Origin of the sequence: Nostoc sp. C117, assembly GCF_043099735.1 — a bacterium.
GTDB lineage: Bacteria > Cyanobacteriota > Cyanobacteriia > Cyanobacteriales > Nostocaceae > Nostoc.
In genome coordinates this window covers 4,407,930-4,420,720 of record NZ_CP170991.1, presented here as the reverse complement: position 1 = coordinate 4,420,720, position 12,791 = coordinate 4,407,930, and the positions used below count along the sequence as shown (strand labels likewise).

Here is a 12,791-nt window from a genome sequence, read left to right as displayed (position 1 = left end):
AAAACAATTCTTAACCCATTTGGGGTTCGCCATTCGCTCATCAAGGAAACCTTTAAGACCACCCTGGCTCACTTCTAACTCTTAACTTTCGGATATCGCATCCAGTTTGTATAAATACGTAATAGCACAGAGGTTCTTTGTTGCTAATTGAAACCTGAATTTCTATTACATAGTTGCCACTGTTTTAGATAGATGCTTCAAAACAAACATAATCTTAAATAAATTCAGGAAAGATTAACACTTCGTTAATACTACATAATTTATACAATCTTAAATTCAGGATTTACTATTGTAAATATGCAAAATCTCTATTAATCATCAAACTAATACACAGAGATGGGTTTGCTAAACTTAGCCTAGTGTATTTCAAGTTATGATAATCAACATGAAAATATCACAAATGCTTTCCTAAGTAAATACCCTAGTTAAGAATTAGTAATAAAGAAAACTTTAAATTTCTGAATTATTTTTTACAAATTCTTTTATTCAGGGAAGAACATTATAACCACTGGAGAAAAAGAGTAAGCTTTCCTCCTCAAACAGCACCCATATCTGATTGTTAAAGAATTTCCCATGATTTTTTTCCCAGTTCAATAATGAATCAACTGGAAAAATACTGTAGAAGAATCAATTATTAAATTTATGAAGGAAAGACAATAACTGGCTTCAGTAAATTTACTAGTTTTATAAATGTCTAGTTTTTTGATTGGTATTTTCATAAAAAAACCTCATCCCCGTTGCTGGATGAGGTTTTTAAATTCTACAAAAAAACTAGAGGGCAAAACCAGAAGAATACAAGTATAAATCAAAACTTTATTTATGAGTATAAATCTCAATAGAGTTCAGATAAGGGACTGACAAATAAAAAAATCCCAAAACTGACGCAAAAATCCTCTCTATTTCTCTTCTCTCTGTGTTCTCTGCGTCTGGAGTGGTTCGTTTATTTGGATAATTTATCTCTTGCCCAAAACCCTCATGTAGAGACACGATTTATCGCGTCTTCAAAAACCAATTATCTAAGCCAATAAATAAATTGTTCAATATTGTGGGGTGAGGTACACGAGGGACTATAGGCAAAGGCGGGCATTTTGCCCGCCCCACAAGAAGTAATTGAGTATTTATTTGTCAGTCCCTTAGCCAATTTTGATATTAAACAACATTGGCAGTCAAATTGATCTGTACAATCATATCGTTGTAATCTTTATCACCACCATTTGCTAAATCTTCAAAACCAAAGGTGTTGTTCCCCAATAGGCGAATGTGATCTGTCTTGTCACTGTTAGCACCTAAAAATGAGAAGTAAATCTTCGGATCGTTATTGGCATTATTATCGAGAAACTTATCCGCTTTACCATTGATAATGATAAAAGGTGCAAACAACGAATCAGTTCCGAAAGTGCCGTTAGAAGTTGCCGAACCTTGGTCGCTTACCGTCAAGTCAATGCCTGTAACACGTCCACGTATAGCGGCTTCGGCATAACCCGCTTGTCCAACCAGAATATCTGCTTTACCATCGCCATTGGTGTCAATGCCACCATTCTCATCAGCCACCTTGTAAAACCCGACAAAGTTGTTCAATGCAGCTTCTCTGTAAACCTTAAAGTCAGCCTTTACTGATTGTGTTACACCTCGTAAATCAATCAGTTCGCCTTCCTTTTTGCCTTGCAGACTTGTACCCAAAGATACTTGTTGATTTGTTGCCTGAACCGCTACAACCAAATTCTGGAAGTTGAGAGAAAATCCTTCCCCTGCTGTGTTGGTATTTGTAGCTGAGGAAAAAACGACGCTTGAAAAAGAGGCTTTTCCAGACAGTACATCCTGAGTAGTACTGTTGGATATGCTATAGAATCGGAGTTTAGTATCAGAGTCAAATTCTAAGACGTTATTCACGTCGTCATTCTTGAAACCTTTGGGCATATTCCCAAGGGAGCAGAAAATCACCTTGGAGCGCAAAAGAGCAGCTTGAGTATAGCCTTCTGCACCAGGGGCGATGCCATCAATTTTACCTTCATCATCATCAACATTAAATACACATAGCTCATTCACTTCTTTAGAAGTGGTGGTTTTAATCTTGATTGAGATTTTTGCTTTATCGCCTTTAATCTTTACCTTAGTCTTGACACTAAAGATATCTCCTGTCATTAGTGTGAATAGAGTGTTAGGAGTATTTTGATCGGCAACCCCAAGCGTAAATACATCACTAGCTTGCTCTCCAGCAGTATCTTTAGCAGTGATTTTGATATTTAGATCGCCCACATCCTTCTTTTTGGGAGTCCCACTGAAGGTAAGGGTAGTAGGATCGAAGGTTAACCAAGTAGGAAGTAGGTCATCATTTTCCAGAGTTGCAGTGTAAGTTAGGATATCGCCAACATCTGCATCGCTGAAGGTGTCAACTGGAACGATAAAGTTGAAGACACTATCTTGGGTGGCTTCTTGATCCTGAATTTCATTTGCTACCTCTGGCGCATGGTTGAAAGGCGTACTAAACACCGCCACCGCCGAGTCATTATATCCAGCAGCATAGAAGTATTTACCATCAGGGCTGAGGGTTGTAGAAATGGCATTACCAAGACCATCGACACTATTTGTACCGTTTTTTTCAACTTCTACAAAATTCAGCTGACCTGTTTCTTGATTGCGTTCAAATACCGCCACCGCCGAGTCATCATATCCAGCAGCATAGAGGTATTTACCATCGGGGCTGACGGTGACGGAATAGACACCAGCAAGCCCATCGACACTACTGATGCCATCTTTTTGAACTTCTACGAAACTCAGTTTGCCTGTGGTTGTATCCCGCTGAAACACCGATACTTCCGAGTCATTAGACCCAGCAGCATAGAGAAATTTGCCGTCGGGGCTGATAGTTACAGAAGCCGCATTAGCAAGTCCATCGACACCATTGGTATTATCTTTTTGAACTTCTACAAAACTCAGTTGTCCTGTAGTTGTATCCCGTTGAAACACCGCTAGCGCTGAGTCATCATATCCAGCCGCATACAGAAATTTGCCGTCGGGGCTAACGATGAGCGAGTTAGCGCCACCAAGCCCATCGACACCATTGGTATTATCTTTTTGAACTTCTACAAAAGTCAGTTGGCCTGTGGTTGTATCCCGCTGAAATACCGCTACAGCTGAGTCAGTAGATCCAGATGCATAAAGGAATTTGCCGTCGGGACTGACAGTTACAGAAGCTGTACCACCCAGCCCATCGACACCATTTGTACCGTTTTTTTCAACTTCGACAAAAGTTAGTTGGCCTGTGGTTGTATCCCGCTGAAACACCCCTACAGCCGAGTCGTCATATCCAGATGCATAAAGGAATTTGCCGTCGGGGCTGACGGTGACCGAGTTAGCACCACCAAGCCCATCGACACCATTGGTATTATCTTTTTGAACTTCTACAAAAGTCAGTTGGCCTGTGGTTGTATCCCGCTGAAATACCGCTACAGCCGAGTCAGTAGATCCAGCAGCATAGAGAAATTTGCCGTCGGGGCTGACAGTGACGGAATAGGCACCACCAAGTCCATCAACACCATTTGTACCGTTTTTTTCAACTTCTACAAAATTCAAGACTTTCTCTGTCATAACTTTCTTTTTTATACGTACTATTTGTTCGGTCTAATTTAGAATATAAAATCAACAAATGACTTCAGTAAAATCGCTGATTTAAGGAAGATCGAATTCATCTCAATTGCTAAGCATAAAAGTACCTCATTCTGCTTATGGGATGAGGCTTTTAGATTTTGCTAAACAATTATTTGAATTGAATATAGCGATTCTAATTTGAATGAGTTATGCAAACAGGGGCGCACACCTGTGCGTCCCTACAAGGATCTATATCCATCTGGATTTAATTATTTTTTTCTCTACCTTGATTTAGAGGAAAAGAACTATAACGGTTATCGTTTGGATGCAACTTTGACCTCTCTCCAAACCTCTCTCCTTTTAGGAGAGAGGCTTTGAATTTTACTCCCCTTCCCTGCAAAGGAAGGGACTGGGGGTTAGGTCTGTATTAGACTCAACCGAGAAGCGCTATAGATTACAGAGTGTTGACATTGAAATTAACTCGCACAATTACATCGTTGTAATCTTTGTCACCACCATTTGCTAAATCTTCAAAGCCAAAGGTGTTGTTTCCCAACATCCGAATGTGATCTGTTTTGTCAGTGTTAGCACCCAAGAATGGGAAGTAAACCTTCGGATCGTTATTGCCATTGCGATCGAGAAACGCATCGGGTCTACCATTGACAATAATAAATGGGGCAAACAGAGAATCAGCCCCGAATGTGCCAGTATAAGTTGCGGAACCTTGATTATTGACTGTCAAGTTAATGTCTGCAACCCGTCCACGCACGGCGGCTTGGGCGTAACCAGTTTGTCCAACGAGAATATCTGCTTTACCATCGCCATTGGTGTCAATACCACCATTCTCATCAGCCACTTGATAAAAGCCCACATAGTCGTTGAGTGCAGCTTCTCTGTGAACTGCAAACTCCGCTGTTACCGATTGTGTCACATTTCGTAAATCAATTAGCTCTCCTTCTTTATGTCCTTGAAAACTTGCACCCAAAGGTAGCTGTTGATTTGTGGCTTGAATTTTCACTACCAAATCTTGGTCTTTCCAAGCTAGGGAAAAACTACCATCGCTAAAGCTGTCAATTTTAAGATTTGTTGAGTCAGAAAAAAGTACGTCTGTTATTGGTGCTTGTCCTGCCAAAATACTATCGGTGGTAGTGTTGCGTACCAAATAAAACCTCAGTTGTTCGCCAGAATTAAACTCCAAGAGACTTGTTAAGTCACCATTAAAACCATTGGGAGTATTCGCTAGCGAAGATAAAATCACTTTGGCTCGATTTAAAGCGGCTTCAGCGTAACCTGTAGCACCAGGGGTAATATCGCCAATCTTCCCTTGTCGATCGTCTACGGTAAATACCCCTAGTTCATAAAGCTGATTCGTAGAACTGTGATTTGTTAGTTCTGCTAAAAGTGTTGCTCGATCGCTATTACCTTTAATGGTAAATACATCATCACTCTTTGAGAGTGGGATATCGTTGTCGGTGATGCCAACGTTCACAGGGGCGATCGCAATACCATTATAATTAGCATCGCTGCTTGTAGCTGTATGCCGGATAGTCTCACTATCATCACCTTCTACGATCGCATCGTCTACAGCCGTTACTGTCACTTCTTGCGCCACATTCCAGTTTTGTGTGTTAAAAGTGAGAGTCTTTGCACTAGTTTTGATTTGCTTACCGCCATCGATAGTAATGATGACATCAGCAGTTGGCTGGCTTGCAAGTACTAGAGAGTAACTGTCATTTATACCGCCTTCGGTGACATTTGTGCTGTCGCCAGTTTGGATGATAGTGACTACAGGATTCGGATCGTCATCATTGATGGTACCTTGAGCTGTCCCACTTGTAGGATTAATAATTGCCTCATTTGTCGGATTGCTCAAACTGACAGTGAAAGTCTCATTCCCCTCGAATATAAAATCTGGAGTTGTTTGAACTGTGAAGCTTTTTTGGGTTTCTCCCGATTGAAAGGCGATGGTGTCAGTTTTTGTTGTAAAGTCAGCGTTACTAGCGGTATCTGCTGCGCTCAAAGATGTAGAGACAGTTACGCTTTGTTCGCTCTGGGTATTTTCTGTACGAGTGATGGTGAAGGTAATAGCATTTCCTTCTACTGCTGAAGCATTACTAATTGAGAAAATTCCAGCTAAAAAATCAAAGTCAGCTGAAGTCAGAGTATTAGCTTGGATATTTCTTAAAATGCCGAACTCTTTCAACTCACCATTGACATTAACTTTGATGGATGTATCGAGTCCTATTTGCTCTAATTTTATATCTGAGAAATTTTTAACTTCGGGAATTCCACTAATTAGAACTTTATCTTCACCCTTAGTAAAATCCAAGATTTCAACAGGTACATCCGGAACCGCTGCACTAGCGATAAAAAAGCGGTCTTTTCCAGTACCTCCTGTCAATTGGCTGCCTTTTTTACCACCAAATAGTAAATCATCACCCGATCCACCAAATAAGCGATCGCTAGCTAATCCTCCAATTAGAACATCATCACCTTCATTACCCTCAAGGTTGTTATTACCTGTCTCACTGGATACATTTAATACATCATTGCCAACTCCTCCCGATAGTGTGTTGTAGCCAGTTCCATCGGAAACTGTGAGGCGATCGTTTCCTGAACCGCCATCGAGTTTGTTATTGCTACCTTCGACTACAAAAAGGCGATCGTTGTCTTCTCCTCCTTCCAAGATGTTAAAGCCTAAATCACCTACAGCAAATAAATCATCTGCCCCAACACCGCCCTTTAAAGTATCATTATTGTTGGCAAAAACTTGGTCGTTGCCAGAGCCACTATCAAGCAAATTATTTCCTTCACCGTTGGAAGCATCTAAAATATCATCGCCTTCTAGACCAAATATTTGGTCATTTTTTGTCGCATATAATTTATCTTGACTTGAAGTACCATTAATAATCATGATCTTGGTTTTACCTAGATATAGTTAGTATAAACAAGTTAATGTCTTTCCTCTATTACAGATTTTCTCTCATGTCGATAAAATTTTATGTAAAGCTTTTATGTAAAAATATTGACAATTAAAGTTTTTAAATAAACAAACATTTGTAGATGATTTTTTAAAAGTTGATTGTTAATTTTTGGCTTTAAATGAATTTATGACAGTCTAAGAATTTCATGCATGAGCATTAGTTTTTAAACACTTATCATTCATAACTATTATCAATCCATATAAAAATTAACAAAAAATTATTTTCAGGTTATTAAAAGGTTAAAATTGTAAGCGATCGCAATATCTCAAGAATTTAAATAGCCACGCCATAATGTAAATAATCTCAGCTAACATCGTTGTTTCTATTACAAAAAAATAATGAGCATGAAGCAGAACAAGGAAAAACTTTTTACTATTATTAAAATAATCTCTACAATTCTAATTGCCAGTGCTATTGCATGGGAGTTAGCAAATATCTATGCAACTTGGGTTAATCAAAAAACTCCTAGTAATCTCAGTTTTATTTTTTGGTTAGGGCGTTTTGCTCTTTTAGCTCATTTTATTGAAGCAATAGTAGCAACTGTGTATGCACCTTCAAAAAGAAAGGCTCCAATTGAATATGCTATTTACACATTTTTTGTTGGTACAGTAGGTTTATTAGAATTATTTGCAGAACAAGAAAAAGATTTAACTAATCAGTAAATAGCTACGAGTTCGTCAAGCCAACTTTGCTGAATAAATCAACTTTTTATTTCTCTCTTTCTCTACGAGACGCTACACATAGCTTGCTTATGCGGAGGAGTAAGTGAGTGAGTGGTTCGTTCTTTTACTCTTGAAACTTCACTTGTATAGAGTAGTAGTTTGCATATCTAAATATATATATACAGTTTCTTGTATGGTGGGCGACATGAGCCCCCCTATACAAAGGCGCTCCCCAAAAGATTGAGTAATTTATTTGTTAGAAGTCCCTTGATAACTTTTAACACCAATATTAAAACTAATACTAATTCTTTCTTCATCACTTAGATTAGGTTCCACACCATGCGTTAGCCAACTTGGAAATATAATCATCGTTCCTTCCACAGGTTTGTAAGTTACACTTGGCATTGTCCAAGGAGTCAATTCTAAATAGGGTGGTAATATCCGGTGAGCAGCAACTCTGGGATCGCGAAATAACAGCCCTCCACAATCTTTCGGTGATTTAATATAATAAACACCACTTAATAATGAGTTTGGGTGATCGTGAACTGAGTTAGAAGAAAATTTTCTATTAATCATAGCCCAACAATTATTAATAGTCAGAACTACTTGCTCTAAATCCCACTTTAAAAAATTGGCGATTTCCAAAACATTATCCATAATAATTTTCATAAAATCTTGAAAATCATCACGCTTATTTAAATTATCTACACTATGCCAACCAAGTATATTAGACATTTGTATACCTCGTGGATCTTGAGCATATTCATCCTCAATTAATTTCAATAATTTTAGATTGAGATATTCATGGTTATCAACAGGAAAATGCCATATTGGTGAGGGAAACCAATCTTTTCTAGTACCTTTCATGTTGTCCTACTACTGCGACAGTATCATTACCAACAGATATAAAAAGCGAGGGAGTATCATTCCCCCGCATTAGCAAAATTACTACAGCTTAATTAATTTTTGTTCTGAAATTTTAGCTGTAATCATCTTGGAACTAACCTATACTAGTAGCGAAAACGAAATCATTTGCTGTGAGGCTAGTTGATGTAATTCCAACTAAAGAAGCCAACTCTGTATTTCCGATTTTCACCAGAGTATCAGTACCTTGTTGCAACAGTGTTAAAGCACTAAATTGACTAACACCAATACCACCAAGCCCGATTTTATCAGTACCGATCGCAAAATCAGTCACAATGTTCTTACTAGTTGGCAAACTGCCGTTAGTAATCCAGAATTGGTCAATACCAGCACCACCACTGAGGCTATTACCACCTCCTTGACCGGCAAATAGCACATCATCACCATCGCCACCAAACAGCGAATCATTAACAGCGGAGAAGAGTTTATCATCCCCAGAACCACCATACAGACGGTTATTGCTACCTTCGCTCTTGAGGGTATCATTGCCTGAGCCACCGAAGGATAATTGATGGGAACCTTCAACTACTGTCAGACTATCAGCACCAGCGCCTCCAAACAGGTTATTAGTACCACTGGCTTGGACTACGGTAACTTGGTCATCACCATTGCCACCATCGGCAGTGGTGTTGCTAGCAGGGCTATTGGCACCAATGAAGACTTGATCGTTTCCATCCCCTGTGGAGACAGAAGAGTTACTGCCGACTATTACCGTATCATCACCGATTCCAGTCTGGATTGTGTTACCTTTTTCACCTTCTACAAAGTCTGCTCCATCACCTGTAAATAAGGTTTGATTTGGCTTGAGGCTGACATCATCACTGTTAGTAGAACCAAATTGCAGGTCTAATGTTGTTAGTCCAACAGTGCGACCATCAAACCCAGCGGCTGTAAAGTAGTGAGTATTGCCTACACTTTGAGAATCCAAAATCGTTGCTTGACCATTAGTAGCTCCTTCTGAAGTCAAGACTTCTTTCGTAGAGGAAACTACATCGGGACCTCCCACAAGTGCTTCTGTAATGGCACGACCTTTCAAATCGCCATTACTGGGAATGTTCAAACCCAGAATACTCGCAAGGGTAGGTGTGACATCGGCATTACTGACGGGTGCATAGTCTACATAGCCTTGTTTAAAGTCAGGGCCAATAGCCTCCATGTTATTGAAGGTATCACCTCGACCAAAGCTGCCATGCATCCCCTGTCCTTGCTGCAATGTTGTATCAGCAATCTCTACCTGTGCTTGAGGGTTGTTTGGGTTGGTTGGGTCGGTGCTAAAGGTTTTGAAGTTGATCACAATAGATGGAACTGGTGTTTGAGCATTACCTTTTAGCCCGATCGCACTCAAAGGTAAAGCACCAGGGATGTTTCCATAAGCGTCGTCTACAAAAATACCACTGATGTAGTCTTTCTGTGAGAGCAAATTCACTACCTGTTTAGCAAAGTCAGCATTGCCATTGGGCAGATAAATTAAGTCAGAACCACCATTGGCAGCTACAACTATCTTTGCGCCTGGATCGAGTTGGCCATTAATTACCTGACCTGTACCACCAATTACACCATTCCCAGAAACCGAATGTTGACCTTTTGTGGCATCAACAGTCGCATACTGGATGTGGTTGAGGTCTGGTGGCAGGGTCGTAGGGTTAGGATCGTATAGAGGTAGATTTAGATCGTGAGCCAAATCAATCGCCACAAAACCTACTGGTAGAAATCCCTGATTTACGTCTGCATACGTTTGGGTTGCAGCATAACTTGTAGTTTTTGTGCCTTGGCTATCAATGGCTTGTTTGCTGATGGTAGAAAAACCGTGGTCGGAAGTAATAAAGACATCAGTAGTCTTGTCCAAACCTGTACTCTTGAGATAGTCAAGAAGTTGCTTTAAATTATCATCGGCATTTTTGACCCCAGCTTTGGAAGTAGGACCATTAATACCTGGTGTCAAGCTGTTTAAGCTATCACCCTGATTGTGTTGACTACCATCGGGATCTCTTGACCAGTACACTAATGCAAATGGTTTACCATCTTCCTGAAATTTAGGTAAAATTACCTTGGTTGTGGCATCTGCAAAGTATTTTTGTTGAGCCACATTGGCATTCAGGGTGCCAGGAGTTGTATTGTTACCTGCTGGTTGGACTCGTGGTGTGGGTTTTACATCTAAACCAGCGGCTTGCAACCGAGCAACAATATCTGGATCGAGTGGAACAGCAGCAGGTGAACCAGCAGCCGTAGTAGGCGGTGTTACACCGTTTGTACTGTCATCAATAATGATTGTATTGGGAGTAGGAATAGTACCTGTAGTGCCGCCTTCTCGGTTCACTTGTGTGACATCTTGGATGGCAACAGGTCCTAATTTTCCAACTGCTGCGGTGTTAAAACCCTGCGATCGCGCATAAGCTAAAAGTGACTCTTCATCTAAAAAGTTGTTACCGGGGAACTTTTCATCAATATCCCCCAGAACTGCATCATTTTCAATGAATGGCGTCACAGTACCATTGGCATTAGGACTAGGAAAACCAGTGTAGATAGTGTTGCTAAAGTCACCTGTATCACCAAGATAATGTCCTGTGGCGATCGCCGAAGCATTCGGGGTGGTAAATGTCGGAAACAACGAATGACTATTGGCGAAAGTAACTCCCTGCTGACGGACACCATATAAAGTTGGGGTATCAGTGGGGTTTATAGAACCGTTACGCAATCCATCTGCAACAAAAATAATGACATTTCTACCGTTGCCATTTGTATCAGCCATGCCGACTACTCCTTAAAGTATTGTGAATACGATTAATCACAGCAATTGTGTGTCTATGGACTGAGCGATTAATTAAACTCAACCCCAGTAAAAATTATTGGCTACAGAAATCGAAGTAGTATTTGGCGACAAAATGCTTGGTGTCCACACAAATTAGTGCAGACAATTAAATGAACTTAATTTTGGTTACTGTCTCAAAAGATAGTTGTTCAAAGTTTAAGGAAAGTTATAAAAAAGTTAAGGTTTTGGAGAAAAAGTAGAAGTATTTTTAGAGAATGTTCGGGATTTATAATAGTTTGAGTAGAATTAGCATCAAACACATCAAAACTGTCAGTGATGCTGGTTTGTCCACCAAACAGGATATTATATTGCTAATAGCTAGTCGTGAAGCAGAAGCGAGTAAAACGCTTGGCTGCTAAGCTAAGAGAATTAAATATTAACCCAGACGAGTTAGTTTAATTATTTTGGCAACTACCTTTAGATAGATAGGGTAAGCACTATGCGGTTGAAAATGAGCGATCGCCTACTAGTCATAAAAAATCAAACTTTCATCTCTGAAAAATTAGAATATATATTTAATCTATTTTGTCAAGGTGTAATCTCCAGATCCATCTAATAAATTACCAAGCCCTTCTCTAGACTGAATCTGAATTCATGCTTTGAGTAGAAGTAATTATGATTCTGTAAATGTCATCATGTATGTGTTCTCGAATAATAAATAGTTACTGTTGTTCAGATAAAAAAATCAGATTTTATCCGACTCCAGGAACTTTGGCTTTTAGCCAATTGTTTGATGTCTTGAGAAGGTAACACGATGAATACAATCCTAAAACGCACACTTCTACCTAGCCTCATGGCTGCAAGTTTAGCTGGTGTGACCTTAGTTCCCGCTAAACCAGCTGCTGCTGATGACCAAGTACTAAGAGATATCGGTATCGGGGCTGCGGCCAATGTGGTAACCGGAGCTGTTAGGGGTAATGGCAGTTTCTTAGGTAATGCTGTTAAGGGTGGTGTAACTGGTGCAGCTGTCAATGGTGCAAATGGACTCAGAGGCGATCGCCGTCACCGCAACCTTGGTCAAGATGCCGCAGTCGGTGCAGGGGCTAGCGCATTGACCGGCGTCATTACTGGCGATAAGAGAGATACTCTTGGCAATGCTATTGATGGTGCAGCAGCTGGTGCAGCAATCAATCTCCTCACCAATCATAAATAATTCGTAATTCATCAGCTCAGATACTTCCCAAGTAGTAAACACCACTAACTTATCCCTTCCCTAATTTCTCTCCTTTTAGGACGAGTAAAGCCAACCCCCCTTTCTTAATAAGAAAGGGGGGTTTTGGGGTTAGATTTATATTGAGATATATGTCACCCTAAGTAGCAGATGACGTTAGACTTAATAATAAACTCTAGCCCTTTAACGCCTTTCTAAAGTTTCGACGATAGGATTGATTTGTAATAAACAAAGCAGGCCATAGCAAAGATAAACCAATGCGATTGGTCAAAGTCGGATTAAAATTAGTCAGCCCAAATCCATTCCAAAACTTCCAAACACCACCTGCATAAATCACTACCAAGACAAAAATAATAAAGTTACCCATTCTCATCAACTCCGTTACTAACTGACAGAATTTAAGTTAAGTTTTCCCACACGAGGTAAGTAATTCATAACCAACACCGAGAAGGTATGAATAAACTCCTCAGTTCTGACATCTAACGCCAGTGAACGACACGTTCTCTTATTCCAGTGTAAAGTAGCCTTACGCATCGCAGCTAGTTATCACTGGCGGCAACCTAGTCAAAGGCTGATGTACTAAGACTGTAATCGCGCTAGTTGGAGGCTCATACCTTGCACTTGTCTTCTAAAGCCTAGAACCCTTGGCTTAA

The 12,791-nt window shown here is 40.0% G+C and carries 7 protein-coding genes; 2 read left to right on the top strand and 5 right to left on the bottom strand.

Going from position 1 to position 12,791, the window contains the following annotated elements; all coding sequences use genetic code 11:
- Window positions 1-1,149: 1,149 nt before the first annotated feature.
- Both ACFG4S_RS19190 and ACFG4S_RS19185 read right to left on the bottom strand, forming a co-directional pair.
- Window positions 1,150-3,588, bottom strand: coding sequence for a beta-propeller fold lactonase family protein (locus ACFG4S_RS19190; protein ID WP_392530626.1), 2,439 nt, complete (start codon window positions 3,586-3,588; stop codon window positions 1,150-1,152).
- A gap of 454 nt (window positions 3,589-4,042) precedes the next feature.
- On the bottom strand, window positions 4,043-6,502 hold the full coding sequence (locus ACFG4S_RS19185; RefSeq protein WP_392530625.1) for a DUF4114 domain-containing protein: 2,460 nt from the start codon (window positions 6,500-6,502) through the stop codon (window positions 4,043-4,045).
- Window positions 6,503-6,916: 414 nt separating this feature from the next.
- Between ACFG4S_RS19185 and ACFG4S_RS19180 the strand changes: the two genes are divergently transcribed.
- On the top strand, window positions 6,917-7,234 hold the full coding sequence (locus ACFG4S_RS19180) for a hypothetical protein (RefSeq protein ID WP_392530624.1): 318 nt from the start codon (window positions 6,917-6,919) through the stop codon (window positions 7,232-7,234).
- A gap of 249 nt (window positions 7,235-7,483) precedes the next feature.
- Here ACFG4S_RS19180 and ACFG4S_RS19175 read toward each other — a convergent pair whose 3' ends face one another.
- Together ACFG4S_RS19175 and ACFG4S_RS19170 are read right to left on the bottom strand one after the other, a co-directional pair.
- The gene (locus tag ACFG4S_RS19175) at window positions 7,484-8,101 is read right to left on the bottom strand and encodes a TIGR02466 family protein (RefSeq protein WP_392530623.1); all 618 of its coding nucleotides are present in this window, start codon (window positions 8,099-8,101) and stop codon (window positions 7,484-7,486) included.
- 133 nt (window positions 8,102-8,234) lie between these two features.
- The gene (locus ACFG4S_RS19170; protein WP_392530622.1) at window positions 8,235-10,907 is read right to left on the bottom strand and encodes an alkaline phosphatase family protein; all 2,673 of its coding nucleotides are present in this window, start codon (window positions 10,905-10,907) and stop codon (window positions 8,235-8,237) included.
- A gap of 814 nt (window positions 10,908-11,721) precedes the next feature.
- On the opposite strand from ACFG4S_RS19170, the gene ACFG4S_RS19165 reads away from it, so the two are divergent.
- Window positions 11,722-12,120: a hypothetical protein gene (locus tag ACFG4S_RS19165; protein WP_392530621.1), complete on the top strand. Its 399-nt coding sequence runs from the start codon at window positions 11,722-11,724 to the stop codon at window positions 12,118-12,120.
- Window positions 12,121-12,313: 193 nt separating this feature from the next.
- On the opposite strand, the gene ACFG4S_RS19160 is transcribed toward ACFG4S_RS19165, so the two are convergent.
- The gene (locus ACFG4S_RS19160; protein WP_392530620.1) at window positions 12,314-12,505 is read right to left on the bottom strand and encodes a hypothetical protein; all 192 of its coding nucleotides are present in this window, start codon (window positions 12,503-12,505) and stop codon (window positions 12,314-12,316) included.
- Window positions 12,506-12,791: the final 286 nt, after the last annotated feature.